Annotated in this window: 26 protein-coding genes; 16 read left to right on the top strand and 10 right to left on the bottom strand. The window is 67.1% G+C overall.

Translation table 11 applies throughout. From position 1 onward, the window contains the following. Nucleotides 1-47: 47 nt before the first annotated feature. Both AC5RUF_RS04710 and AC5RUF_RS04715 read right to left on the bottom strand, forming a co-directional pair. Complete coding sequence (locus AC5RUF_RS04710; RefSeq protein WP_494129865.1) at nucleotides 48-833, bottom strand: SDR family oxidoreductase; 786 nt, start codon at nucleotides 831-833, stop codon at nucleotides 48-50. A 42-nt stretch (nucleotides 834-875) separates the two neighbouring features. After that, nucleotides 876-1,223, bottom strand: coding sequence for a UBP-type zinc finger domain-containing protein (locus tag AC5RUF_RS04715; protein ID WP_493997402.1), 348 nt, complete (start codon nucleotides 1,221-1,223; stop codon nucleotides 876-878). 318 nt (nucleotides 1,224-1,541) lie between these two features. Between AC5RUF_RS04715 and AC5RUF_RS04720 the strand changes: the two genes are divergently transcribed. The 9 genes from AC5RUF_RS04720 to AC5RUF_RS04760 all read left to right on the top strand — a co-directional run bounded on the left by AC5RUF_RS04720 (nucleotide 1,542) and on the right by AC5RUF_RS04760 (nucleotide 9,373). Further along, nucleotides 1,542-1,847, top strand: a complete 306-nt coding sequence (locus AC5RUF_RS04720; RefSeq protein WP_493997403.1) for an urease subunit gamma — start codon at nucleotides 1,542-1,544, stop codon at nucleotides 1,845-1,847. Nucleotides 1,848-1,854: 7 nt separating this feature from the next. After that, the gene (locus tag AC5RUF_RS04725; protein WP_494129866.1) at nucleotides 1,855-2,682 is read left to right on the top strand and encodes a hypothetical protein; all 828 of its coding nucleotides are present in this window, start codon (nucleotides 1,855-1,857) and stop codon (nucleotides 2,680-2,682) included. Nucleotides 2,683-2,730: 48 nt separating this feature from the next. Then, a complete protein-coding gene (locus tag AC5RUF_RS04730; protein ID WP_493997603.1) occupies nucleotides 2,731-3,159 on the top strand; it encodes an urease subunit beta in 429 nt (142 codons plus the stop codon). Then, entirely contained in the window at nucleotides 3,159-4,883 is a 1,725-nt protein-coding gene (gene ureC / locus AC5RUF_RS04735) for an urease subunit alpha (protein WP_494129867.1), read from the top strand. Before AC5RUF_RS04730 ends, ureC begins: the two co-directional genes overlap by 1 nt. Before the next feature lie 10 nt (nucleotides 4,884-4,893). Next, nucleotides 4,894-5,589 carry an urease accessory protein UreF gene (locus AC5RUF_RS04740; RefSeq protein ID WP_494129868.1) on the top strand — a complete coding sequence of 232 codons (696 nt, stop codon included), beginning with the start codon at nucleotides 4,894-4,896 and terminating at the stop codon, nucleotides 5,587-5,589. Nucleotides 5,590-5,683: 94 nt separating this feature from the next. After that, nucleotides 5,684-6,319, top strand: a complete 636-nt coding sequence (ureG, locus tag AC5RUF_RS04745) for an urease accessory protein UreG (RefSeq protein WP_493997606.1) — start codon at nucleotides 5,684-5,686, stop codon at nucleotides 6,317-6,319. Beyond that, the gene (locus AC5RUF_RS04750; RefSeq protein WP_494129869.1) at nucleotides 6,316-7,323 is read left to right on the top strand and encodes an urease accessory protein UreD; all 1,008 of its coding nucleotides are present in this window, start codon (nucleotides 6,316-6,318) and stop codon (nucleotides 7,321-7,323) included. Before ureG ends, AC5RUF_RS04750 begins: the two co-directional genes overlap by 4 nt. A 95-nt stretch (nucleotides 7,324-7,418) precedes the next feature. Next, a complete protein-coding gene (locus AC5RUF_RS04755) occupies nucleotides 7,419-8,456 on the top strand; it encodes a HoxN/HupN/NixA family nickel/cobalt transporter (RefSeq protein WP_494129870.1) in 1,038 nt (345 codons plus the stop codon). After that, nucleotides 8,453-9,373 (top strand): urea transporter, encoded by a 921-nt coding sequence (locus AC5RUF_RS04760; protein WP_494129871.1) that lies wholly within the window; start codon nucleotides 8,453-8,455, stop codon nucleotides 9,371-9,373. The genes AC5RUF_RS04755 and AC5RUF_RS04760 overlap by 4 nt, the downstream gene beginning before the upstream one ends. Nucleotides 9,374-9,380: 7 nt before the next feature. Here AC5RUF_RS04760 and crcB read toward each other — a convergent pair whose 3' ends face one another. From crcB to AC5RUF_RS04775, 3 genes are all read right to left on the bottom strand, one after another. Further along, nucleotides 9,381-9,758: a fluoride efflux transporter CrcB gene (gene crcB / locus AC5RUF_RS04765; RefSeq protein WP_494129872.1), complete on the bottom strand. Its 378-nt coding sequence runs from the start codon at nucleotides 9,756-9,758 to the stop codon at nucleotides 9,381-9,383. Further along, nucleotides 9,755-10,234, bottom strand: a complete 480-nt coding sequence (locus AC5RUF_RS04770) for a fluoride efflux transporter FluC (protein WP_493996991.1) — start codon at nucleotides 10,232-10,234, stop codon at nucleotides 9,755-9,757. The genes crcB and AC5RUF_RS04770 overlap by 4 nt, the downstream gene beginning before the upstream one ends. Nucleotides 10,235-10,513: 279 nt before the next feature. Next, nucleotides 10,514-10,891, bottom strand: a complete 378-nt coding sequence (locus AC5RUF_RS04775) for a hypothetical protein (RefSeq protein ID WP_494129873.1) — start codon at nucleotides 10,889-10,891, stop codon at nucleotides 10,514-10,516. A 696-nt stretch (nucleotides 10,892-11,587) separates the two neighbouring features. Between AC5RUF_RS04775 and AC5RUF_RS04780 the strand changes: the two genes are divergently transcribed. Next, complete coding sequence (locus AC5RUF_RS04780; RefSeq protein WP_227911407.1) at nucleotides 11,588-11,890, top strand: DUF4193 domain-containing protein; 303 nt, start codon at nucleotides 11,588-11,590, stop codon at nucleotides 11,888-11,890. 85 nt (nucleotides 11,891-11,975) lie between these two features. Beyond that, entirely contained in the window at nucleotides 11,976-12,407 is a 432-nt protein-coding gene (locus AC5RUF_RS04785) for a cytidine/deoxycytidylate deaminase family protein (protein WP_494129874.1), read from the top strand. A gap of 11 nt (nucleotides 12,408-12,418) precedes the next feature. Here AC5RUF_RS04785 and AC5RUF_RS04790 read toward each other — a convergent pair whose 3' ends face one another. Next, the gene (locus tag AC5RUF_RS04790) at nucleotides 12,419-12,985 is read right to left on the bottom strand and encodes an SOUL family heme-binding protein (protein WP_493996994.1); all 567 of its coding nucleotides are present in this window, start codon (nucleotides 12,983-12,985) and stop codon (nucleotides 12,419-12,421) included. 128 nt (nucleotides 12,986-13,113) lie between these two features. On the opposite strand from AC5RUF_RS04790, the gene AC5RUF_RS04795 reads away from it, so the two are divergent. After that, on the top strand, nucleotides 13,114-13,698 hold the full coding sequence (locus AC5RUF_RS04795) for a peptide deformylase (protein ID WP_493996996.1): 585 nt from the start codon (nucleotides 13,114-13,116) through the stop codon (nucleotides 13,696-13,698). A gap of 4 nt (nucleotides 13,699-13,702) precedes the next feature. Here AC5RUF_RS04795 and AC5RUF_RS04800 read toward each other — a convergent pair whose 3' ends face one another. Next, entirely contained in the window at nucleotides 13,703-15,736 is a 2,034-nt protein-coding gene (locus AC5RUF_RS04800; protein ID WP_494129875.1) for a S9 family peptidase, read from the bottom strand. A 57-nt stretch (nucleotides 15,737-15,793) separates the two neighbouring features. Between AC5RUF_RS04800 and AC5RUF_RS04805 the strand changes: the two genes are divergently transcribed. The 4 genes from AC5RUF_RS04805 to AC5RUF_RS04820 all read left to right on the top strand — a co-directional run bounded on the left by AC5RUF_RS04805 (nucleotide 15,794) and on the right by AC5RUF_RS04820 (nucleotide 19,014). Then, nucleotides 15,794-16,630, top strand: coding sequence for a methyltransferase domain-containing protein (locus AC5RUF_RS04805; protein WP_494129876.1), 837 nt, complete (start codon nucleotides 15,794-15,796; stop codon nucleotides 16,628-16,630). 194 nt (nucleotides 16,631-16,824) lie between these two features. Next, nucleotides 16,825-17,367: an NfeD family protein gene (locus AC5RUF_RS04810; RefSeq protein ID WP_494129877.1), complete on the top strand. Its 543-nt coding sequence runs from the start codon at nucleotides 16,825-16,827 to the stop codon at nucleotides 17,365-17,367. A 74-nt stretch (nucleotides 17,368-17,441) separates the two neighbouring features. Further along, nucleotides 17,442-18,416 (top strand): SPFH domain-containing protein, encoded by a 975-nt coding sequence (locus AC5RUF_RS04815; protein ID WP_493998304.1) that lies wholly within the window; start codon nucleotides 17,442-17,444, stop codon nucleotides 18,414-18,416. A 250-nt stretch (nucleotides 18,417-18,666) separates the two neighbouring features. Beyond that, nucleotides 18,667-19,014 carry an RNA polymerase-binding protein RbpA gene (locus AC5RUF_RS04820; RefSeq protein ID WP_493990172.1) on the top strand — a complete coding sequence of 116 codons (348 nt, stop codon included), beginning with the start codon at nucleotides 18,667-18,669 and terminating at the stop codon, nucleotides 19,012-19,014. A 69-nt stretch (nucleotides 19,015-19,083) separates the two neighbouring features. Here AC5RUF_RS04820 and AC5RUF_RS04825 read toward each other — a convergent pair whose 3' ends face one another. The 3 genes from AC5RUF_RS04825 to AC5RUF_RS04835 all read right to left on the bottom strand — a co-directional run. Further along, nucleotides 19,084-19,812: a polyprenol monophosphomannose synthase gene (locus AC5RUF_RS04825; protein ID WP_493998303.1), complete on the bottom strand. Its 729-nt coding sequence runs from the start codon at nucleotides 19,810-19,812 to the stop codon at nucleotides 19,084-19,086. Between the two features lie 536 nt (nucleotides 19,813-20,348). Continuing rightward, nucleotides 20,349-22,010, bottom strand: a complete 1,662-nt coding sequence (locus tag AC5RUF_RS04830) for an amidohydrolase (protein WP_494129878.1) — start codon at nucleotides 22,008-22,010, stop codon at nucleotides 20,349-20,351. A 48-nt stretch (nucleotides 22,011-22,058) separates the two neighbouring features. Next, nucleotides 22,059-24,091: DEAD/DEAH box helicase (locus AC5RUF_RS04835; RefSeq protein ID WP_494129879.1), on the bottom strand; the 2,033-nt coding region annotated here is incomplete at its 5' end.

The raw sequence follows: 24,091 nt of genomic DNA on the forward strand, positions 1-24,091 counted from the left end.
TGCCGGCGGAAGCCGGGTTCCTGCGGCCGGTCCCGGCCGGCGGAGGGTTAGGACCAGATGTCGTCGCCGCGCAGCGTGGCGTCGGCGCCGCCGTCGGTGTAGATGGTCTGGCCGGTGGTGTGGGTGTTCTCCTCGGAGGTCAGCCAAATGAGCAGGCGGGCGATGACCTCGGGCTCGGAGTGGCCGTTGAGCGGCATGGGCACGTTTGCGTCCACCATGGCACGGCTTTCGGGCGTGGCCAGGAGGTCGCGGGTCATGGCGGACAGGACGGTGCCGGGGGCCACGGCGTTCAGCGGGATGCCGGCACCGGCAAATGCCGGGGTGATGCTTTCGCGCCGGACCCAGCGGCTGAGGGCGCGCTTGCTGGACGGGTAGTTCAGGTAGCCGGTCTGCGGGCCCTTGTCTGCGAGCTCCTTGCCGATCCGCAGGGCCCCGGCTTCGTTTCCGGCGAGCATGGCATCCACCAGCTCGGGGGAGTTGGGCTGCAGGCTGGCCATGGAGCTGACCACGGCGGCGCGCGGGGCGTCACTCTTGGCCAGCACGGGTGCCAGCGCGGTCAGGAACTCGGTGACGCCGAAGAAGTTGACGGCGACGGTGATCGGGGCGGGAGCCGAGATGCCGGCGCAGGCGATCACGGCGTCGACGGTCCCGCCGGCGAGCTCTACGGCCTTGGCGACGGCAGAAGAGCGGCCCTCGGGAGTGCTGAGGTCGGCCTCGACGTCGGCATTGCGCAGGTCAACGCCAATGACGTTGTTGCCGCGCTCCTTCAGGATGTTGGCAGTGGCTGCTCCGATGCCCGAAGCGGATCCGGTGACGATGTAGGTTCTAGTCATGTTTACAGTGTAAACCCGTAGTGATCCGGTAAGGAGCGCCGGTCAGTGCAGGAGTTCCTGCCAGCCCGGCGGCACCCGGCCGGCGGGCCCGGGGACGGACTGGCTGATCGGATGGTGCTGCGGCTCAGCGAGCGCGGGGCCGGCAAAGACAGCCGAATCCGCGTAGTTCCAGAACCAGTCCTCGCCCGGCTCATAGCTGCGGATGATCGGGTGCCCGGTCTGCTGCTCGTGGGCGGTGGCGTGCTGCCCCGGGGAACTGTCGCAGCAGCCGATGTGCCCGCATTCGGCGCAGCGGCGCAGGTGGTACCACCACCCGAGCTGTTCGGTGCATTCCTCGCAGCCCGGGCCGCTGGGCGGGACTGAAGTGTTGATGCCGGGAATCGGTTCCATGGCTGCGCTCCTCTGCTTGTGCCTGGTCCTGGGTAGTGCCTGGTCCTGGATAGTGCCCGTCCTCCTCCCACGGTAACCAGCCGCGCATGCACGCAACAGGGCCGGGGCAGGTGCATTGTTCCCGGTCGACGCGCCCGTAACCGCTGTTCGCCGCCTTCGGGATCGTATTTCCAGCCGGGGTGTGGTGACGCTCTGGGGCCGCGCGTAACCTGACAAAGGTGGGCCGTGGCTGGGGCTTGGAGGAGCCGGGCCGGCCCAGGTCAAAGCCATGGGGGAGCGGAACAGTCCCAACACAACGGTGAATGGCGGGCAGGCACAATGAATCTCACTCCACGCGAAATCGACAAGCTCATGGTGTACCAGGTGGCGGAGCTGGCCAGGCGGCGGCGGGACCGGGGTACAAAAATCAACGTCGCCGAGGCCACGGCCCTGATTACCGAGGCAATCCTTGAAGGTGCGCGGGACGGGCGTTCGGTTGCCGAGGTGATGGAACTGGGCAAGACGATAGTCTCCGAGCAGGACTGCATGGACGGTGTGCGGGAGCGCATGAGCCTGCTCCAGGTTGAAGCCACCTTCCCGGACGGCAGCAAGCTTGTCTCCTGCCACGACCCGATCGGCGTCTAGGGTGAAAGTGGCCGCTGCGATGGACGCGACGGTGGTACTGGCAGGTGGCCACGAAAGCGCCGACGGCGCCGACCTCGCCTTCATCCGGGACGACGACCCCGAAATCACCATTTCCGCGTCCGGGCGACCCCTGCATAACGTCCTCACGCGGCTCCTGCCGACCGTGGAAGGACCGGTTGTCGTTGTGCCGATGACGTTTGGCCGCAATCCCACATTCGTTGCCGACACTGCGAAGACCCTCAAGTGGCTTGCCGACCGCGCCGGAAACCGCCTGGTGCTCGCTGACGCCTTTGGAACCATCGACCACCTGACCGCCTGGCTGCGCACCGCTGCGGGTGAAGTCCGCAAGCGTGATCCGGAGGCAGCACTGGTGATCAGTGCCGCGGCGGCAAACCCCTTTGACGACGCCGAGCTCTACCGCATCGCGCACCTGGTGCGCACACACGGAGCAGGCAACGTGGTTGAGGTGGCCGTCACCCGGAAGGAAACGGATCTGCAGGACGTCCTGCACAGGCTGCGGCTGCTGGGCAGCGACAGCGCCGTTATTGTCCCCGCGGGGTTCCAGCGCGAACCGGCGGTGCCGTTCGGCAGCGACGGCTTCGAGGGCGCCCGGTTCTACGGCCCGCTGATGAGCCGCCGGGCGGTGCTGCGGGTGGTCGGCGAGCGCACTGCCGGCGCCCTGCACGCCTTGAGTCACGGCCGTACGGGGATTGATGCCGGCCTGCAGGCAGACCACGGGCACGGCTACGCGCATTCGCATGCCTTCGAGGAGTCGCAAGGCGCCGGGCACACCCACCCCCATACCCATGGCCGGCCGGCCGTGGCGACCCATTGAAGCACCGGAAACAGCACTGGCATCACTGTCCGCGAGGAAGGAAGCATCATGCTAGGCAGCCCGAAGTACGACCACAGGGACAATGAGATCGAAATCAACGCCGGCAGGCCAAGTGTCACTCTGCTGGTAAGCAACACCGGGGACCGCGCCGTGCAGGTCGGTTCGCACTATCACTTCTTCGAAGTGAACAAGGCGCTGCTTTTCGAGCGCGAGAAGGCGTACGGCATGCACCTGGATCTCCCAGCTGGAACCGGCATCCGGTTTGAGGCCGGCGACACCAAGGAAGTCACCCTTACGGCCTATGCCGGCAGCCGGCACGTGTACGGCTTCAACAACCTGGTGGACGGCGGGTTGGACTCCGAGGCGACGAAGATCAAGGCGATGGGCCGGCTGAAGGAGTTCAGGTACCAGGACGGCAAGCCAACCCCGCATACCGGCAACGACACAGCGAACAGTACCCCGAAGGGGGAAAAGTAATGGCCATCATCTCGCGCAAGCAGTACACAGACCTGTTCGGGCCGACCGTGGGCGACCGGGTGCAGCTGGCGGACACCAATCTGGTGATCGAAATCGAGAAGGACTACAGCGAGGGCCACTACGGCGACGAAGTCGTCTACGGCGGCGGCAAGACCGCCCGTGACGGCATGGCGGCCGATCCGCAGGCCACCGGCGCACAGGGGGTCCTCGACCTCGTGATCACCAACGCGGTCATCCTGGACCCGGTACTTGGCGTGGTGAAGGGCGACATCGGGGTGCGGGACGGCAAGATCGTGGGGATCGGCAAGGCCGGCAATCCGCAGACCCAGGCGGGGGTGGATCCGCGCCTTGTGGTTGGGCCCGGCACGGAGCTCCTGGCCGGGGAACACCACATCGCAACGGCCGGCGGCATCGATTCCCACGTGCACTACATCTCGCCGGAACAGGCGCTGGCGGCGCTCTCGAACGGCATTACAACGCTGTTCGGCGGCGGCACCGGACCCACAGACGGTACCAACGGCGTCACCACCACCCCGGGCGCCTGGAATCTGTCGCGCCTGATCGAGTCCGCCGAGGCGATGCCCGTGAACATGGGCTTCCTCGGCAAGGGCAACGGTTCGCTGCCGGACGCCCTTGTCGAACAGATCAAGGCCGGCGCCGCGGGCCTCAAAGTCCATGAGGACTATGGTGCAACTCCCGCAGCCATAAGCATGGCGCTGGAAGTCGCCGACCGCTTCGATGTGCAGATCTCGCTGCACACGGACAGCCTGAATGAATCCGGCTACGTCGAAAACACGATCGACGCCATAGACGGGCGCGCCATCCACACCTTCCACACCGAGGGTGCAGGCGGCGGTCACGCCCCGGACATCATCAAGGTGGCCGGCCAGCCCAACGTCCTGCCGGCGTCGACCAACCCCACACTGCCCTACACGGCGAACACCGTGGATGAGCTGCTGGACATGGTGATGGTCTGCCACCACCTCTCCCACGACATTCCCGAAGACGTGGCCTTTGCAGACTCCCGCGTGCGCGCGGAAACCATTGCCGCTGAGTCGGTGTTCCATGACGAGGGCATCATCTCGATGGTCGCCTCCGACTCGCAGGCAATGGGCCGCATCGGGGAGTCGTTCATCCGCACCTTCCAGGTGGCCCACCACTGCAAGGAGGAGCGCGGGAAGCTGCCCCAGGACGCAGCGGACAACGACAATTTCCGCGTGCTGCGCTACCTCGCAAAAATCACCATCAACCCGGCCATCACCCAGGGAGTCTCCGACTACATCGGTTCGCTTGAGGACGGCAAGATCGCCGATATCGTGCTCTGGCCGATCAACTCGTTTGCTGCCAAGCCCCGCCTGATCGTGAAGGGCGGGCTGATTAACTGGGCGCAGATGGGCGATCCGAACGCCTCACTTCCGACACCCCAGCCGGTGTACTACCGGCCGATGTTCGGCGCGCAAGGCAAGACCCTGCCAAGCACCCGGGTCACCTTTATGTCCAAGGCCGCCATCGATGAGGGTGTGCCGGAGAAGCTTGGCCTGGACAGCCAGGTGCTCCCCGTGCACCGGTGCCGCAGCATCGGCAAGGAACACATGGTGCGCAACACGGCAACGCCCACGATTGAGGTGGATCCCGAAACCTATGAAGTGACGGTCGACGGCGTGCTCGCCACCATCGCTCCGGCGAAGACACTGCCCCTGACACGGCTCTTCTTCCTGGTTTAGAAGGGAAACCATGGCCATTTCGGACGTACGCCGGCTGCTCACGAGCCTGCAGTTCTCGGACTCTGCCTTTCCCAGCGGCTTTTACACGTTGTCACACGGGCTGGAAGGCTTCAGCCAGGCGAAGCTTATTGCCCGCGGCGGTATGCCGGCGCTGCTGGCGGACCTGCTCACGCATTCGGTCGGCCCCGGTGACGCCACCGCCGTCGCCACGGCACACCGCGCTGCCGCGGAGGGCGACTGGCCACTGGTGCAGGAGATCGACCAGCGGCTCTACGCCTCCAAGCTCAACGCGGAAATGCGCAAGGCGTCGGTGCGCAGCGGTCACCAACTCGCCGACCTGGCAGCCGAGGTGCTCGGCGGCGATGCCCTGGCCGACTACGGGGCCCGGGTGAAGGCGCGGACTTCGCCCGGGTGCCAGCCGGTGGTGACAGCGGTTGTATACGCCTGGAGCGGCGTCGGGACAGAAGCGGCGGTGGCGTCGGATCTGTTCGCCTTTGCCGTGAGCTTCGTGGGCGCGGGGCTGCGGATGCGGCTGACTGACCACCGGGGCGCGCAGGTGATCCTGAACGGGGCCGGTCCCGTGATCGAAGAGGTGACGGCTGACGCGCTGGCCCGCAGCATCGGGGACATCGGAGGATGCGCGCCGATGGCGGACATCATGTCCGCCCAGCATGAGCGGGCGGAAGCGAGGTTGTTCGCCAGCTGACGCGCGGGCAGGGCATACCAGCACTGCGGCCGCAGTTACGGCCGCAGTGGCAGAAAAGAAACCGCACAGGACATAACGGCGGAAAGAGGAAACCATGAGTGAGAACGTCCTAAGGATTGGCATCGGCGGTCCGGTGGGGTCCGGGAAGACCGCACTGACAGAGGCACTGGTGCCGCTGCTGATCTCAGCCGGCCGCACCCCGGCAGTGATCACGAACGATATCTACACCCAGGAAGATGCCGAACATGTGCGGCGGGAACTCGCCGGGATCCTGAGCCCGGACCGGGTGACCGGGGTGGAGACCGGAGCGTGCCCGCACACGGCGGTACGCGACGATCCGACCATGAACCTGGCGGCAGGGGCGGAAATGCTTGAACGCTTTCCCGATATCGACACCCTGATCTACGAATCGGGCGGCGACAACCTCACGCTGACCTTCTCTCCGTCGCTGGCCGATGTGTTCGTGTTTGTGCTCGACACGGCCGAGGGTGAGAAGATGCCGCGCAAGCGCGGCCCGGGAATCACGGAAAGCGACATTCTCGTGATCAACAAGATCGATATTGCGCAGTACGTGCGTACCGATCTGGACGTGATGGAAAGAGACGCCCACCGGGTGCGTGAGGACAAGCCTGTGGTGCTCACGAATTCGCTGACGGGACAGGGACTGGATGAGCTGCTGGGGCGGATCATGAACCATTGGAACAAAACCGGAGCAGAACTAGTCGGATGACGGACCTGGACGCAGCACCGGATTCCCCGTCCCGAACCCCCGGCTTCGGCGGCTACCGTCTGGAGCCGGAATTCTACGAGCCGGCGCAGGTGCCCGTGGAGGTTCGGCGGCATGCCGGAAATCCGCCAGGCCTGCCGGTGGGCAGTCCGGGAAAAGTGGGCATCCTGCAGCTGGGCTTCGCCAGGAACCGCGGACGGACCGAGCTGGTGCAGCACTACCAGAAGACGCCGCTGCAGATCATGCATCCGTTGTACTTCGCCCCCCTGCGCAGCGATATGCCCTACACCTACCTCATGTCGGCGGGCGGGGGCATCCTGCAGGGGGACCGGCTCCGCACCGACCTGAGTTTCGGGCCGGGCACTTCGGCACACGTGACCAGCCAGGCGCATACCCGGGTCTACCGGATGGAGCATGACTACGCCACGTCACTGATGAACATCACGGTCGGTGCGGACGCCTATGTCGAATACCTGCCCGAGCCTGTGGTGCCCTTTGCCCAGTCGCGTTACTACCAGCAGACCTCCGTGGTGCTGGACCCGAGCGCAACGCTGCTGCTGGGCGAAACGGTGTACGCCGGACGGCTGGCGCGGGGGGAGCGCCACCAGTACGAGGTGTACGCGTCCGACCTGGAAGTCCGGCGGCCGGACGGCACGCTCGTTGCACTTGACCGGGTGCGGCTGTGCCCGGGCGGTACAGCCGGAACGGAGGCCGGCGGGGTGACCGGGCCGGGGGTGCTCGCCGACCGTGACGTGCTCGCCATGCTGTACGTGTTTACACCGCTTGTGCCGGTGGCCGAGCTGGCCGACGCCCTTCAGGGTGCCCTCGCAGGCTTCGGCGGCGACGTGGTCGCCGGGGTGAGCACGTTGCCCGGCGACGCCGGCGTCTGGGTGCGGCTGGTCGGCAACGACACCGTTGCGGTGGCGCGGGCCAACACGGCGGCGGCCGGCGTCGTTTATGAACTTCTCACGGGGAACGCGGCGCCGGTGATCCGCAAGAGCCAGTAGGACGGAAACGACGAGTTGGAGGGCTGACGATGCAGAACCGAGCGTTGCGACAGCGATCGTACCGGGCACAGGTGACCGTGGCGTTCATTCCCGTAGTGCTCATACACATCGCGGGCTTCGGGCTCTTCTTCATCCTGGTGGAACCGCTGCACCTGCAGCTTGGCTCCTCGGTGTTCGGAGTCGGCATTGCCGTGGTGGCCTACGTCCTGGGTATCCGGCATGCGTTCGATGCGGACCACATTGCGGCCATCGACAACACCACGCGCAAGCTGGTCGACATGAAGCGGCCGGCTGCCGGCGTCGGGCTGTTTTTCTCCCTGGGGCACTCGACCATCGTGTTCCTGATGGCAGCACTGCTGGCACTCGGCGTGAGCTGGGCGGTGGGGCTGACGGATGACGGCAACGGGGTGCGCAACGGACTGGGTGTTTTCGGCACCGTGGTGTCCGGCGTCTTCCTGCTGCTCATCGGCTTGATCAACGCCGTGGCATTCATGGGGCTGCTCAAAGTCTGGCGTGCCTCGCGGGACGGCAAGCTCGATGAAGCCGAGCTCGAGAAGCACCTGCAAGGCGGCGGGGTCATCAGCCGCATCATCGGACCCATGATGAAGTCCATCGACCGGCCGGGAAAGATGTACCTGGTCGGCTTCCTGTTCGGGCTCGGCTTCGACACGGCAAGCGAGATCGCCCTGCTGGTGCTGGCCGGGACGGGTGCGGCAACGGGGCTGCCCTGGTACGCGATCCTCTGCCTGCCGCTGATCTTTGCCGCGGGCATGAGCCTCTTCGACACCCTCGACTCGGCCATCATGGTCAAGGCCTACGGCTGGGCCACCATCAATCCGATCCGCAGGGTGTACTACAACCTCACCATCACCGGTCTCTCGGTCATGATCGCGGTGATGATCGGCGGCATTGAGCTGGTGGGCCTGCTCAACGAGAAACTCGGGCTCAGCGACCCGCTGACCGGCTGGATCGCGGGCCTTGACCTCGAAAACGTCGGATACATCATTGTCGGCACGCTGCTCCTGGCGTGGCTCGCGTCAACGGCGTACTGGAAGTTCGGCAAGGTCGAGGAGCGCTGGTCTGCCGGCAGCACACCGACCAGCCCGCCCAGGCATGAAGGAGGCGCCCCGTGAGCGCTGCCAATCCCGCCGCCCGGACACGCCGCGGTCCCGATTGGATCCGCGGCGGCGTACGCGGTTTCTCGCAGATATATTTCCAGACCAATGTGGTGACCGCCCTGCTGATCCTGGCGGCCTTTGTGGTGGCCGACTGGCGCATGGCGGTCCTGGTGGTGCTGGGTTGTGCGGCGGGAACCGTGGCCGGGCGTTTGCTCGGCGCCCCGGCAACGGACATCACCGCCGGTCTGCAGGGCTTCTGCGGCGCCCTCGTCGGGGCAGCCACGTTTTCGGCCATTGGCGGGCAGTGGGCGGCCTATCCGATCGCTGTGGTGGGAGGTGCGGTTTGCGCCCCGGTGATTTGGCTGTTTGCCGCGCTGTTCACCAGGACTCCGTTGAAGATCTACGGATTGCCGACGACGACGGCGCCGTTCTGCGTTGTCGCCACCGGCGTGCTGCTGAGCACCGAGGCACTGCGCGTGCACTCGGCGTCGGAGACCTTCGATTCAGCACCGCTGGCGTTTTTCCGGTCGCTGCTGACGAACGTCTCTGAAGTCGTACTGGTTGATAATGTCTGGTCCGGTGCCCTGATCCTGCTGGGGTTGTTCATTGCCGGCTGGAAGGTTGGCGTTGCCGCGGTGATGGGCAGCGTCATCGGCAGTATCTGTGCCCTGGCGCTGGGGGAAGGGCTGACGGAGACCGGCAACGGCCTGGGCGGCTATTCGGGTGTGCTTACCGCCATTGCCCTCTCCGTGGTGTTCCTCAGGAGCAGCACCATCTCGTGGGTACTGGCCGCGGTGGGTACCGTGGTGACCGCCGTGGTGACACTGTTGATGCACCGTCTCGACGCGCCCACCTACACCTGGCCGTACATCCTCACGACCTGGGTGATCCTGGTGGTTGCACACTACATCCCGGCAGCCAAGCGGCCGTAGCGGCTGCTCAAACGGACGTGCCGATCCAGAGACCGAACGCTGCCGCGGCAACGGCGAGCACGAGCATCACGATTCCGCTGATGAAGGATGCCGCGTAGCGGCCCTGCTTGATGAGCTGCACCGTCTCGTAGCTGGCCGTACTGAAGGTGGTATAGCCGCCCAGGAACCCCGTGCCGATGACGATACTCAGATCCGTCGGCAGCATCCGGACCAGGGTGAGGCCGGTCAAAAAGCCGAGCACCAGTGAGCCTGAGACGTTGATGATGGTGGTGGCCCAGGCAAACGAGGTCTTGAGGTGGGCGCGGATGAAGGCGTCGATGATGTAGCGCACGGTAGCGCCGACACCGCCGGCCAGGGACAGAAGCAAGAAGATGAGCGGAGTCATGCGTGTCCCTGTTCTGTTTCGGGGTGTTCACCCGTGGCCCGTGCGGGCTTTTTCGGCCGCCTGGAATTGTTGGCGCCGGCCGCGGCAATACCTGCCCACGTGGCGCAGGCGCCCAGCAGTACTGTGCCAAGCGAGTAGGCGACGGCCACCCCGGGCAACCCGTCCCTGAACAGCACACCGGTGTCGGTGGCGAGTGAGCTGTAGGTGGTGAAGCCGCCGCAGAAACCGGTGCCAAGAAGCAGTTTAAGGTTCTTGCCGGTGGATTCTGCGCTGTCCAGCCGGGTGACTGCCTCGTAGAGGTAGCCCAGCAGGAACGCGCCCACCACGTTGATAATGGCGATGGAGATGGGCACTTCGCCGAGTTTCGGTATCACCAGGGACAGTCCCTCGCGGCTGGCCGCACCCAGCGCGCCGCCGACGGCGACAAGACCGATGGGTGCCCAGCGCAGGTAGGGCGGGCGCGTTCCCGGACTCATGCTTCGGCCCGGGGGAGCGGGGCGGGGTGCCCCTGCAGCACGACACCCTGTGAGGGCACGCCCGAGGACGCCTTATGGGGCACAGAAGGCACCCGCTGATCATCAGCATGCGAAACCATGCACTCCACGCTAGCCACGGGCCGGAGGGGCTACAAGCACCAACGCGTGCCGGTCCGCACTCCGGTGGCAAATTCTTCCGGTTTCGCCAGGGGAGTTCCGAGGGGAGCGGCGAGGGGAGCGGTCCGGGGAGTGCGTCAAGACGAGGGCCGCCTCAGCAGGTCACTGCGGCCTGGCCGGTCCGGTGACCGTCACGGTCCCGGATTTCAGGTTCCGCTGCAGGCAGTCCGCGATGCGCTGTGCATCGGCCGCAGTTGCGGTGGCGGCAAGCCTGATCCCCAGGTGCGACGACGGATAGTCTGCCGACTGGAATGCCTCGTCAATCACCGGATCATCCAGGCACTGCTCATAGGGGCCGCTGCGTTCTCCGGCCACGTCTACGGTCCACGTGCCCGGGGCGTTGCCTGACGGGTTGCCTGACGCGTTGCCGGTCCCGCTGTCCGATCCGGCGCCGTGCCCGCAACCGGCTACGGAAAGCATGACGGCGGTAAGCATGACGGCGCTGCCAACGGCTGCGGTAAGTCCGTGATGACGAGCCATGGCTGCCTTTCCAAAACCTGTTTGTGCCCATGAGGCTATAGCAACCCGGCGTGACGGCGTGCAGGGCCGCACCCGGAGCACCGGGGGATGCCTTCTTCAACGTTAGTTGACATAATGTGGATTATCGGCGTTTATCTACGAGGCCCGGAAGTGGCCTGGAGCACATATTCGCCCAGGATCCGTATATATGCGGCTTTGATGCCTGAATCCCCCGTTTTCCGGCTTTTTCAGCTTCCGGAGCTGTTCTGCACGGTCTTCCAAGGATTTTGGCATGCTGCGGCAGTAGTTCCCGGGCTTGGGCCGTAGGGACGGCCCGGCCTCGGAATCCCGAAAAACGGCCGACCTGGTCCGGCAATTTCCGGTCCTCCGGCGCCGGGCACGGCATCCTTCAATGAGTTGACATAACGTCCCGGTCGGATCCCGGCGGCTGTTCCGCAAGTTGACATAACCGCCCCGCATGCCGGATCCCCCGCCGCCTTCCCCCGTGCGCCTGCTGCCGTCCGGAGCCGTTCCCCGTATCGGCCCGGGCTCCCTGCTGCGCCGGGCCGCCCGCACGGGAACGGGATGTTGGTCACTTTCGCCGCCTATTTCGTCACGGATCCTCCGCCACGCCTGTACGGTTTGGTGCAGCGACTTTCGTTGCCCTATATGATCTACGCTTCAACCCCCCCAAAATCAGGAGATAAGCACAACACAATGGCTACCGATTACGATGCCCCGCGCGTCAAGGAAGAAGACCAGCACACAGACTCCCTCGAGGGTCTGAAAGCTCAGCAGCGCGGCGGAGCGATGACAGCTGTCATCGATGTCGAAGAGTCAGACGCCATCGACGGTTTTGACCTTCCCGGTGCGGATCTGTCCGGCGAGGAACTGCTCATCAAGGTCGTTCCCCCCCAGGCAGACGAGTTCACCTGCATGTCCTGCTTCCTCGTCCGCCACCGTTCGCAGATTGCGCGCGAAAAGAACGGCGAAGCCTACTGCGTGGACTGCGAGGGCTAAGCCCTTCCCGTAACACAGCCGGGTTCCGCCTCTGGGTGGAACCCGGTTTTTTGTTGCTTCTCCCCTGCCGGATTAGACTCCACGGATGATCTCCCAGCCAGCGTCCGTACGTGCCCTGACCCCGGAAGACCGGGAGCTGGTGGACCTGGCCCGGCGCACCATCGATGCCGCCACCGACGCCGGCCCGGACGAAGACGGTATCCATACGATGGGTGCGGCTGTGCGTACGGCCGACGGCAGCATGTACACAGGCGTCAACCTCTACCATTTCACCGGCGGGCCGTGTGCGGAGCTTGTTGCCCTGGCCGCCGCGCGCGCTGCCGGATCGGCCGAACCCGCAGTCATTGTTGCGGTGGGCAACCACGGGCGCGGGGTGCAAAGCCCCTGCGGCCGCGACCGGCAGGTGCTTGCCGACTACTATCCCGGCATCCGGGTGATCATCCCGGCAGCCGGGGGTCCGGTGAGCATCCCCGCCGAAGATCTGCTGCCCCACGGCTTTGTCTCCCCGGCCTCCTGAGGCACGTACGGCTAGTCCCCCGGCCCCTCCACGTCCTGGACCACTTCGTTGCGCCGCAGAAACCACGGACGGTAGGGCGGGTCAAACCGGGCGAACCGGGGATTGCCCAGCGTGCTGAAGCCCTGGGCACGCACGGCGGCCTGCAGGGCGGCCAAATGGCCCTGGTAATTCGCCTCGCTCCACCTGCCGGAGAATGCCGCCGCCGCACCGGTCTGCCCCGGCACCGCCACGATGCTCACCGCCGGGTCCTCCGGTACCGGAGCAGTCAGCGTGCTCAGGTCCGCCGGCAGGACGAAGGCCACGGTGAAGGCCCCGGCAATCGGACTGGGTTCCAGCAGGACCGGAGCCGTCATGGCCAGGGTTTCCGCGAACCGGATCTCCCCGGCGGGATACGGCTCCAACGCGGTCCGGGCGGTATTGGAACCGCTGATATACGCATACAGCAGCCGGAACCCGGTGTTTCCGGCTCCCTCGAAGCCCCCGTTGACCGTGACCTGGGCCAGCACGTGCCGGGGATAGTGGCGCAGTTCGAATCCCGGGTACCGTCCCAGCACGGTGTAGGGCTGCTGCTCAGTCATGATGTCCGGCAGGGTACTCCCTTCCCCGGCGCCGGGACAGCGTAATAACCGGACCCGGTTCCCGCGGCCACTAGGATGTATCCGTGCCAACTGAATCCACCGCCCTGCTGCGCGACCTGGTTCTCCCGATGCTGGAGCAGGAGCTTGTACCCATAGTCCAACTGGGCCACCCCGCCCTGCGCCGTGCGGCGCTGCCTTTTGACGGTGAGCTGGACGCCGCCGAATTGGAGGCACTCATCGCGCTGATGCGGCGGGTCATGCATGCCGCGCCGGGGGTGGGACTGGCTGCGCCGCAACTGGGGATTCCGCTGCAGATCGCCGTGCTGGAAGACACCTACGACATTGCCGGGGAAGCAGCCGAGGTCCGGGAGCGGACTCCCCTGCCCTTCTTCACGATCATCAACCCCCGCTACGAGGCGGACGGGGACACAAGCGCCGAGTTCTTCGAGGGCTGCCTGTCCTTTGAGGGTTATCAGGGGGTGGTCCGCCGGCATGCCTCGGTGGTGCTGGACTATACCGATGAACAGTCCCGGCAGCACATGGAACGGTTCACCGGTTGGCAGGCCCGGATTGTCCAGCACGAGACGGACCACCTCTACGGCACCGTCTATGTGGACCGGATGCTGACCCGCTCACTGTGTTCCAACAGCGAATATGCACGCCGCTGGGCCTCCCCGGATATCGGCGAGGCCCGGCGGGTGCTGGGCTTCTGAGCTCCTAGGCGTCCGCCGGAACCGCTTCGCGGGACTCTTCCGGCGCAGGGTTCTGCGGCGTGGGCAGCCAGCGCGCCCACCAGTTGAGCAGGTGCTCAAACCTGCGGCGCCGGTGCCACGGTGTCCCGCTGCGTGAAAGCTCGTGGTTCTCGCCCGGGAAGAGCAGCATCTGTGTTGGCACCCCGCGCAGCTTCAGCGCGGTGTAGTAGCGCTGGGCCTGCTCCACGGGACACCGCAGGTCCTCCTCGGAATGGACCACGAAGGTGGGGGTGCGCACGGCGTCCACATGCGCCATCGGGCTCTGCGCCGCCACCCGTCCGGGGTCGGTGCCCGTGTAGCCGGCGCTGAAGAACCAGCCGATGTCCGCGGAGCCGGTGAAGGACAGCGGGTCCAGGAATCCGCGCTCCACCACAGCGGCGGTGAAGCGGTGGTCGTGGGCGATGGTCCAGGCGGTGAGGTAGCCGCCGTAGGACCCGCCCATGATGCCCAGCCGCGTGGCGTCCAGTTCGGGGTGCGCCGCCAGGGCTCCGTCCGTGAAGGCCAGCACGTCGGCCAGGTCGAGGCTGCCCATGGCTTCCTTGAGGCTGCGGCCGTGTTCCTGCCCGTACCCGGCGGAGCCGCGCGGATTGCACATCAGCACCGCGTAGCCGGCACGCGTATAGATCTGGGTTTCATCGAAGCAGCCCCATCCGTACTGGGCGAAGGGTCCGCCATGGATGTTCAGCAGCACCGGATGCGGGCCGGGGCCCTCGGGCAGCGCCAGCCAGCCGTGGACCGGGTAGCCGTCCGCGGAGGGATAGGTTTCCTCCACCGGCAGTGCGAGGGCGGTGTCCCGGCGGAGGGCGGCAGAGAAGTCGGTGACCGGCGACAGCCCGCCGTCGGCCGCGACGGCGAGGTCCCCGGCGGTGTGCGGATCGGAGTAGGTGACCACCACCGTGCCGCCCGCGGAACCCGCAGCCGTGACCACCTGCGGGCCCGAGACCAGGGTGGCCGTTCCCCCGCGCGGGTCCACGGCCAGCAGCTCCCCCGTGCCGCGGTGGCGGCGGAAGACCAGGGCCTCGGCCGCGTTGTGGGGCACCACGGTGCCTTCGGCCAGGTCCACCGTTTCCGGGTCCGTCAGCCGCTGCACTGCCGAGGGGTCGGCGACCGGGGCGGCGTAAAGGGAAACGTTCCGCGCCACGAAGTCGGTGCCGGTGGAGGAGACATCCTGGCCCAGGTAGAACAGCCAATGGCCGTTGGTGCTCTCCACCGGGTCGGACACCGACAGGGTGGCGGCCCCGCCCAGATTGGTGAGCCTGGTGCGTTCCGAACCGTCCAGGGCAATGCTGTACGCCACGGACACGAGGGTGTCGTCGGCTTCGTCGGCGGTGAACAGGATCCGGTTGCCGTCGGCGCTGAAGACGGGCTGCAGGTGGTCCCCTGCCGCGGTGGTCAGCTGCACTGCCGGGGGCAGTCCGCCGTCGTCATCCGCCGCGCCATTGCGCCCGCGCGGCGCAATATGGGGTTCGGCGTCGAGGTCCGGCAGCGTCAGGAGGAAAACCTGCACGGGTTTGTCCGCGGTGTAGCCCACTCCGTTCATCCGGTATTTGAAGCTGGTGATCAGGCGCGGGTCCTCCGCCGCGGCGGGTACGCCGTCGGTGCTCCCGTACCGTCCCTCCTCCGGAACACGCGCGGAGAAGACCATGCGGCGCCCGTCCGGTGAGAAGGCGAACCAGCTGACACCCAGCGGGGCATCCGTCAGCTGTACCGGCTCGCCGCTGCCCGCCCCCAGCACGTACACCTGGGGCGTCTCCCCCGGCGCTGCCCGCAGGAAGCCCAAAGCGCTGCCGTCCGGACTGTACTTCGGCGCCGTGTCCCGGAAGCCGCGCGTCAGCCGGCGCGGCCGGGCCCCCGGGGTCAGCGGAACACGCCACAGCTGCCCGGTATAGGCATCGGCATCAAAGTCCGGGCGGGTCACCGAGACAACACAGTGCAGCGCGTCCGGGTGTACTGCGGGGGCGGAGAGGGAATTAAGGAGAGGCAGGTCACATGGTTTCACGGTCGAAGCCTAATGTTCGGGCCGGGTGCAGGCCAACTGCCGCCTTAGGATGGAGTCATGCCTCCCCTGCCGCGACTGGACTGTCCCGTGTGCGGCAGCCCCCTGGCGCCCGACGCCGCGCTCCGCACCCTGACCTGCGCGTCCGGCCACCGGTACGACGCCGCCAAGCAGGGGTATTTCAATCTCCTGACCGGTGCCGGCACCAAGTTCCAGGCCGATACAGCCGCCATGGTCCAGGCACGGACCGACTTCCTGGCGGCCGGGCACTACCGGCCCCTGGCCGAAGAACTGGCGCGCCTCGTCTCAAGCGCCGCCCCCGGAGCCGCAACGGTGCTCGACGCCGGTGCCGGCACCGGGTACTACCTGGGGCAGGTCCTGCCGGCGTTGCCCCGCGCGGCAGCCGTTGCCATGGATATCTCCAAATACGCGCTGCGCCGTGCGGCCCGCGCCCTCCCCGGAACCGTCGCCCTGGTCTGGGATGTCTGGCGGCGGCTTCCGCTTCCGGACTCCTCCGTGGACGTCATCCTCAACGTGTTCGCCCCGCGGAACCCGGGGGAATTCCGCCGGGTGCTGGCGCCGGGCGGAGTCCTGGCGGTGGTCACGCCCGCGCCGGAGCATCTGCAGCAGATCCGTGCCGCCGCCGGGATGCTGGACATCGGCAGTGAAAAGGAAGAGCGCGTCACGGCCGCCCTGGGCCCGGGGTTCTCCCCCGTGCGGACCGTCCACTGCAGCTACGAAATGCAGCTGGCCGCCCCGGACCTGTGCAATGTGGCATTGATGGGTCCCTCCGCCAGGCACCTGGATCCGGAGGCGCTGGCCGGGACCGTTGCCGCGTTGGAGCTGCCGCTGGCGGTCACGGCCTCATTTACCCTGCAGCTGTTCCGCGCAGGCTAGGCGCAGGCACCCAAACGTTACCCAACCGGCGCAAATATCCCTAGGACTGCCGCTTGTTTTCGGGCAGAATGAAGGAAAAGACCCGCTGACCGCCCCGGATGCCGGGGCCCTGGCCGTTGGCGCACCTGCTGCCGGACGCGGCGGTAGCCGGGCAGGAACCGGGTGGCGGGTCCGAGAAGATGAGGGGATATCGGATGCAGGAAGTCTACGAATGGATGCTCAGTTACGGCTGGGCCCTCTGGCTGGTGCTTTTCCTGGGCTTCGCGGCCGTCGAGGCCCTCACCTTGGATCTCTTTTTCGCGATGCTTTCGGTCGGCGCCCTCGCTGCCATGCTCAGCTCCTTCGTTGGCGCGCCGCTCTTCCTGCAGGTGGTGGTTTTCGCGCTGGTGTCCGTCCTGATGATCGCCCTGGTGCGTCCGCTGGCCCTGAGGCACCTGCAGCACAGCACTAAGGACCAGCTGTCGAACATCGACCGGCTGGTGGGCGGGCCTGCGCTGACGCTTGAACCGGTGACCGGCATGGCCGGCACCGTGAAGATCGGCGGGGACACCTGGTCCGCGCGCAGCGCCGACGGCGGACCGCTTCCCGCCGGTGTGCAGGTCAGGGTGGCGCGCATCGAGGGCGCGACCGCCGTCGTCGAAACCGCCCCCGTGAACACCGGTGAGACCGGCACGCTTGACCCGGCTCCCGGGTCCGGCAAGGCAGCACCGGAAGCCCGCCGCAGGGAAACAAGCTAACCAATCGTCCCGGCGGCGCCGCTGCCGGATCAACCGCGGGGTCCGCAGGACCCTGCTGAACCCAAAGGGGGAACATGGGTACCGGAACATCCGTCCTGGTAGTCGTCCTTGCCGTGCTGGTGATCTTTGTACTGGTCATCCTCGTCAAGGCAGTGAAGATCGTCCCGCAGGCGCGTGCCGGCGTCGTTGAACGCCTGGGCAAGTACCAGAAGACGCTGAATCCCGGCCTGACAATCCTGATCCCGTTTGTGGACCGGCTCCTGCCGCTGCTGGACCTGCGCGAACAGGTGGTGTCCTTCCCCCCGCAGCAGGTCATCACCGAGGACAGCCTGGTGGTTTCCATTGACACCGTGGTGTACTTCCAGGTCACCGATGCCCGGGCCGCGACCTATGAGATTGCCAACTACATCCAGGGTGTGGAGCAGCTGACCATCACCACCCTGCGCAACGTGGTGGGCGGGCTGAACCTGGAAGAGGCACTGACCTCCCGCGACCAGATCAACGGCCAGCTGCGCGGCGTGCTGGACGAAGCCACCGGCCGCTGGGGAATCCGGGTGTCCCGTGTGGAGCTCAAGACCATTGCCCCGCCGCTGACCATCCAGGATTCCATGGAGAAGCAGATGCGCGCCGAGCGGGAACGCCGGGCCACCGTGCTTACCGCGGAAGGCTCCAAGCAGTCCCAGATCCTCACGGCGGAAGGTCGCCGGCAGGCCGCCATCCTGGCGGCCGAAGGTGACGCGAAGGCGGCCATCCTGCGGGCAGACGGCGAGGCCCAGGCCATTGCCAAGGTCTTTGACGCGATCCATAAGGGCAACCCGGACCAGAAGCTGCTGGCCTACCAGTACCTGCAGACGTTGCCGAAGCTTGCCGAAGGAACGTCCAACAAGGTCTGGATCATCCCCAGCGAACTGGGCGAAGCGCTCAAGGGCGTGGGAAGCGCACTGGGCGACTTCGTACCGGATCCGAAAAAGCAGTCCCCCAATGGCAACACGCCCGGGCAGAACGGGTCCGGCCCTGCCGGCACTCCGGAGACCGCCGGCCGGGCCTGATCCCGCGTGTTCGCCTGCGGGGCGCTGCTACCGGTATAATTGGCTGTTTGCCGGGCAACAGCCGCGGCACCACAACGGAAGCGTCCCCGGGAACAGGTGCAGCGCCGTCGGCGTTGTACGGACTGGGACAGGCGGCGGGGCGGGCAGCGCCCGGCGGCACCGCTGCCGGCCAACACCGCCTCCGGCATTGGCGGCACCGGCACAACAGAGGATCCGCCAGCGGATCCAGCGGATTGAAGAGGGAGAAAAGATGAGCGATCGTAGCCTGCGGGGTATGCGCCTCGGCGCGCAGAGCATGGAGACTGAATCCGGCGTGGAGCCGGCTCCCCGCCAGCGGGTGGAATACCGCTGTGAGGACGGCGAGCGTGTTTTCGTCACTTTCGCGGCAGAAGCGGACATTCCCCCGGTCTGGATTTCCAAGACCGGCAAGGAAGCGCTCCTGGTCGACGGCGAGAAGCCGGACACCAGCAACGACAAGCCGGTGCGTACGCACTGGGACATGCTGCTGGAGCGGCGCAGCATCGAGGAACTCGAGCAGATCCTCCAGGATCGCCTGACCATCCTGCGTGAACGCCGTGGAGAGCGCACCAGCGCCTAGCCCTCCGGCACACACAAAAAAGCAGGGCAGCTGCCATCCGGCAGCCGCCCTGCTTTTTTATGTCCGGGACTACCCCCGGCCGGTGAGCTTCTTCCAGCGGGCAGACAGTCCCCACTTGGTCACGTTGGTCATGGCCTCAACCACAATGTTGCCGCTCATCTTGGATGCACCGAATTCACGTTCCACGAAGGTGATGGGGACTTCGGCGATCTTCAGGCCCAGGCGTGCGACGCGGAAGGTCATGTCCACCTGGAAGCCGTAGCCCACCGACTCCACGGCGCCCAGGTCCAGCTGTTCCAGGGTGCCGCGCCGGAACGCGCGGTAACCTGCCGTGATGTCCCGGACGGGGATGCCCAGCATCAGCCGCGAGTAGGTGCTGCCGGCGCGGGAAAGCAGCTTGCGGCGCTTGGGCCAGTTCACTACCGATCCGCCCTGCACCCAGCGGGAACCGATCACCAGGTCGGCTCCGGCTTCGGAGGCTGCCAGCAGGCGCGGCAGTTCCTCGGGACGGTGCGAGCCGTCGGCGTCCATTTCCACCAGCACGTCGTAACCGCGTTCCAGGCCCCAGCGGAAGCCCGCGATGTAGGCGGCCCCCAGCCCTTCCTTGCCCTTGCGGTGCAGTACGTGCACCTTCGGATCCTTGGCGGCGATCTCATCGGCGTAGGCGCCGGTGCCGTCCGGGCTGTTATCGTCCGCAATCAGTACATCCGAGTCGGGCACCGCGTTCCGCAGGCGCGTGAGCGTCTTGGGAAGGGACTCAATCTCGTTGTAGGTAGGGATGATGGTCAGGACACGCACTCGGTAAGCCTTTCGTGGACGCACGCCGCGCTGTTCGCGGCCGGGACGGGGATACTCCCCCCGGCTGACTACCTAGTATATGGGAGCGCGGGCGCGGCCTGCTCCGGCTGCCGGGCGGGTCGCACCGGCCGGTGCCTGCGGTGCCGGCACAATCGGGCGGGTCCAGCCGTCTTCGGGCCAGTACCGGACGGGGCCGGGCCTGTTTTCTACTGACGGTTGAACCCACCCGATTGCTGTAATGCTGGACCCGGTTGCCTGGCGCCCACAGGGCTCTCGCCCCGGCGCACGCGGAACGGAGCCGTGGCAGTCCGGGGCCGGAGCTCGAGGCGGCAGTGCGCGGGCCGCTGGCTGGAACAGGTCCCGAAACAGAACCGGCCCAAACAGTGCCCGGCATGCCCCCAAACGGCCGGTCCCGACTGCAGTAGTCATAGCCTACGTGCTCGCCCGCGCCTGTCAATAAGCCTGCTGACTAGGAGCTTTTCGGTATCTCCGCAGGTCAGGAGGGGGTTGCCTGCCGCACTCGAAAGCCCGTTTTATTACGCGGCCAGGTCGGGGGCACGGTACAGCTCCCGGCCGTTGTGGACCGTCTGCAGGCAGCGCGGTTCGTCGCCGTTGTCCAGGGCCGGGAGCAGCGGCGTCCCCGCCCGGGGGTCGGTGCTCCAGGCCGAGACGTTTGCGTCCGGGGTCTGGACCATCAGTTCCTGGACCTCCCACAGGGCGAAGGACGCCGGGGCGCCGGGGGCAAGCTGGCCGAGCATGAAGTTCTTCTCCCCTGCCGCCCGCCACCCTGCCCGGGTGTGTCCGATGAAGGCCGCCCGGGCGGAGACCCGTTCGCCCGGGTTCGAATGCGACACGGCGGCCCGCACGCCGGACCAGGGATCCAGCGGAAGGACGGGCGTGTCCGAGCCCAGGGCCACGGGAACTCCCGCGGAAAGCAGCGACGCCATCCGGTTCATGCCCGTCCGTCGTGCGCCCAGCCGCTGCCCGTACAGGCCGTCCCCGGCCCCCCAGGCAGCATCGAAGCCCGGCTGGAGGCTGACCGTGATGCCGAAGCGCAGCAGCTCGGCAATCGCGGCGTCGTCGGTCATCTCGGCGTGTTCGAGCCGGTGGTGTGCGGCGCGCAGGGCAGCTTCGCCGCCGGCGTCTGCCAAGGCCTCGGCCGCCAGGCGGAGGCCCGCCACTGCCGTGTCCATGCCCGCGTCCCCGATGACGTGGAAGCCGCCCTGCAGCCCGCCGCGGGTCATCAGTTCCAGGTGGCGTCCCACCTGTTCCGGGGTGAGGTAGAGGGTCCCGCTGGTCCCGGGCTGGTCGGAGTAGGGTTCGCGCAGGGCCGCGGTGCGGGCGCCGAAGGAGCCGTCGATGTTCAGGTCCCCGGCCAGGCCAAGCAGCCGGCCCTCGAAGAACTCCGTCAGCCCGGTAACCTGGGCCTCGGTCTCCACCAGCTGGCCCCAGTACGGCAGCACCTGCGGCAGTGCGTCGTCGCTGAGCGGCCCGTCCAGGCCGAGCAGCCGGCGCAGGTCCTCGGGCGGGGCGATGTGCGGTGCGGCCATTTCCGCGACCGCCACGACGCCGCGGGATGCGGCATGCTTCAAGGCCGCCAGCTGGAAGACACCGCGCTGGGCGGCGTCGGCGCTGCGTGACACGGCGCGTGCCGCGTCATGGGCGGCCCGGACAACAAAGCCGTTGTCCCAACCGTCATATTCGTGCAGCTCCAGCTCCGCGGCGAGGGTGCCGGAAACCGCGGCGCAGTGTACGTCGGCACGTGAGAGGTACACGGGCCGGTTGCCTGAGGCGGCATCGAGTTCGGCGGCGGTCGGGAAGCGCCGCTCCGGCCAGCGGGACTCGTCCCAGCCGGAGCCCAGGATCAGGCCGGTGGTCGCGGCGGCGTGCCGGGCGACCGTGTCCAGCAGGTCTGCCAGGGAGGAACAGGCACTCAGGTCGAGGGTGACCAGGGACATGCCCAGCTCGGTGGTGTGCACGTGGGAGTCCACGAACCCGGGGGCCACCAGGGCTCCCTGCAGGTCCACCACCTGCATCTTGCTGTCCTGGATGGAGGTGGCGGCCTGCTCCGATCCCACCCACGCCACGGTGTCGCCGTCCACCAGCATGGCGGTGGCAAAAGGATCAGCGGCACTGTAGACCGAGCCGTTGCGGTAGAGCGTCAGGTTGCGGGCGCTCTGGATGGGACTGCCGTTCAAGGACTCACCTGTTTTCTGTAGGAACGGTTGGAAAAGATCAGCGGGCGGTTAGTCGCCCACGTTGGAATAGGCGACGACGCCGCGGCGCACCAGGCCGATGGCGTCGCGGAGGCGGCGGTACATGCCCGCAGGCAGGCCCGGCACCTTGGCCAGCTGGTCGAGGAGGTCGATGACCTGCTTGGCCCAGCGGACAAAGTCTCCGGCGGCCAGTTCGGTGCCATTCAGGGCCACCTGGAGGTGCTTGCCCTTGACCCATTTGTACATGGGCCAGACCAGCCCCAGTTCGGGTTCGCCCGTCTGGGGCAGCCGGGAGGCCTCCTCCAGGTCGGTCAGTTCGGACCACTGACGGATGACCGTGTCCACCGCGACCTCCAGTGAGATGCTGGGCATCTTCGGGCGCAGGCCGCGCTCTTCGCGCTTGGCCTGGTACACCAGGGCCGTGGCGAGGCAGGCCAGTTCCGCGGCGTCGAGCTCATCGAAGGCACCGTTTTCCAGCGACAGCGCCACCAGCAGGTCCTTTTCGCCGTAGATCCGCCGCAGCTTCTGACCGGCGGGGGTTACGGTGTCCGAGCCTGAGGCGTCGCCAGCGACATACCCGTAGCGGGTGAGGACATCACAGACCCGGTCGAAGGTCTTGGCGATGGTGTTGGTGCGTCCGCGGATCTGTCCCACCAGGTTGTCGGTTTCCCGGCGCAGTTTCCACCAGCGCTCGGCCCAGCGGGCGTGGTCCTCACGTTCGCTGCAGCCGTGGCAGGGATGGGCCCGGAGCTTGCGCCTCAGGTCGGCAATGGCCTTCTCCTGCTTCTCGGTGCCGGCGGTCTGCATGGTGTTGGCACGTGCGGCGGCCGGCCGCGGCGGCCGGTGGTCGTGCAGGGCGTTCCGCAGCGAGGAGGACAGGTCGCGCCGGTCCTTGGGCGAGCGGGCGTTAAAGGACTTGGGAATCCGGATGTGCGAAACGGATTCGATGGCGCCGTCCAGGTCGGCGGCACCAATCCGGCGGATCTGCTTGTCCTCCGTCAGCACGGAGGGCCGGACCTCGCGGGCGGAGGAGTCGACGTCCAGCACCACGGCGTGGCCGGCGTTCCGGCCGCCGGGGATCAGCACAATGTCGCCCGGGCGCAGGTTTTCCAACGACGACGCCGCGGAGCTGCGCTTGTTCCGGGCGCGGGTCTTGGAGGCGGCGTCTTCCAGGTCGGAGAGCTGGCGGCGGAGGGCGGCGTATTCGCTGAAATCGCCCAGATGGCAGCTCATGGCCTTTTCGTAGCCGGCCAGGGACTCTTCGCGGGACCGGACCTGCTTGGCGAGGCCAACCACGGAGCGGTCCGCCTGGAACTGTGCAAAGGAGGACTCGAGGATCTCGCGGGCGCGTTCCCGGCCGAACTGGGCGATCAGGTTGATGCTCATGTTGTAGGTAGGCCGGAAGCTTGAATTCAGGGGGTACGTGCGGCGCGAGGCGAGACCGGCCACGGCCGCGGGGTCGGTGCCCGGCTGCCACAGCACCACGGCGTGGCCCTCGACGTCGATTCCCCGCCGGCCGGCGCGGCCGGTGAGCTGGGTGTACTCGCCGGCGGTGATGTCCACGTGCGCTTCGCCGTTGAACTTGTCCAGCTTCTCCAGGACCACGGAGCGTGCGGGCATGTTGATGCCCAGCGCCAGGGTTTCCGTGGCAAACACTGCGCGGACCAGGCCTGCGGCAAAGAGGCGTTCCACCACTTCCTTGAAGGTCGGCAGCATTCCGGCATGATGGGCGGCGAACCCGCGCACCAGGCCTTCCCGCCAGGTCCAGAAGCCCAGCACTTCGAGGTCGTCTTCGGGAATATCCTGGGTGGCCTCATCCACCACGCGGGCAATTACGTGCCGCTCTTCTTCGTTGGTGAGCCAAAGGCCGGAGTCCACGCACTGCCGCACGGCTCCTTCGCAGCCGTTGCGGGAGAAGATGAAGGTGATGGCCGGCAGCAGTCCGTTGCGGTCCAGCTGGGCGATGACCTGCGGCCGGGAGGCACGCTGGATGCGGGTGATGGGAGGGCCGGAGTGCCCATGGCCGCCGGGGCGTCCGCCACGGTACCGGTCGCCGCGTCCGC

The sequence above is a fragment of the Arthrobacter sp. Y3224198 genome, from assembly GCF_059090025.1.

Bases quoted from the DNA above. Each gene is read 5' to 3' on its own strand.
- AC5RUF_RS04810 (WP_494129877.1), top strand. From the start codon at position 16,825: ATGCAGGAAGTCTACGAATGGATGCTCAGTTACGGCTGGGCCCTCTGG.
- AC5RUF_RS04715 (WP_493997402.1), bottom strand. From the start codon at position 1,223: ATGGAACCGATTCCCGGCATCAACACTTCAGTCCCGCCCAGCGGCCCG.
- AC5RUF_RS04770 (WP_493996991.1), bottom strand. From the start codon at position 10,234: ATGAGTCCGGGAACGCGCCCGCCCTACCTGCGCTGGGCACCCATCGGT.
- AC5RUF_RS04710 (WP_494129865.1), bottom strand. From the start codon at position 833: ATGACTAGAACCTACATCGTCACCGGATCCGCTTCGGGCATCGGAGCA.
- AC5RUF_RS04720 (WP_493997403.1), top strand. From the start codon at position 1,542: ATGAATCTCACTCCACGCGAAATCGACAAGCTCATGGTGTACCAGGTG.
- AC5RUF_RS04730 (WP_493997603.1), top strand. From the start codon at position 2,731: ATGCTAGGCAGCCCGAAGTACGACCACAGGGACAATGAGATCGAAATC.
- crcB (WP_494129872.1), bottom strand. From the start codon at position 9,758: ATGACTCCGCTCATCTTCTTGCTTCTGTCCCTGGCCGGCGGTGTCGGC.
- AC5RUF_RS04795 (WP_493996996.1), top strand. From the start codon at position 13,114: ATGCTGGAGCAGGAGCTTGTACCCATAGTCCAACTGGGCCACCCCGCC.
- AC5RUF_RS04785 (WP_494129874.1), top strand. From the start codon at position 11,976: ATGATCTCCCAGCCAGCGTCCGTACGTGCCCTGACCCCGGAAGACCGG.
- AC5RUF_RS04805 (WP_494129876.1), top strand. From the start codon at position 15,794: ATGCCTCCCCTGCCGCGACTGGACTGTCCCGTGTGCGGCAGCCCCCTG.
- AC5RUF_RS04740 (WP_494129868.1), top strand. From the start codon at position 4,894: ATGGCCATTTCGGACGTACGCCGGCTGCTCACGAGCCTGCAGTTCTCG.
- AC5RUF_RS04750 (WP_494129869.1), top strand. From the start codon at position 6,316: ATGACGGACCTGGACGCAGCACCGGATTCCCCGTCCCGAACCCCCGGC.
- ureC (WP_494129867.1), top strand. From the start codon at position 3,159: ATGGCCATCATCTCGCGCAAGCAGTACACAGACCTGTTCGGGCCGACC.
- AC5RUF_RS04820 (WP_493990172.1), top strand. From the start codon at position 18,667: ATGAGCGATCGTAGCCTGCGGGGTATGCGCCTCGGCGCGCAGAGCATG.
- AC5RUF_RS04790 (WP_493996994.1), bottom strand. From the start codon at position 12,985: ATGACTGAGCAGCAGCCCTACACCGTGCTGGGACGGTACCCGGGATTC.
- AC5RUF_RS04780 (WP_227911407.1), top strand. From the start codon at position 11,588: ATGGCTACCGATTACGATGCCCCGCGCGTCAAGGAAGAAGACCAGCAC.
- ureG (WP_493997606.1), top strand. From the start codon at position 5,684: ATGAGTGAGAACGTCCTAAGGATTGGCATCGGCGGTCCGGTGGGGTCC.
- AC5RUF_RS04815 (WP_493998304.1), top strand. From the start codon at position 17,442: ATGGGTACCGGAACATCCGTCCTGGTAGTCGTCCTTGCCGTGCTGGTG.
- AC5RUF_RS04775 (WP_494129873.1), bottom strand. From the start codon at position 10,891: ATGGCTCGTCATCACGGACTTACCGCAGCCGTTGGCAGCGCCGTCATG.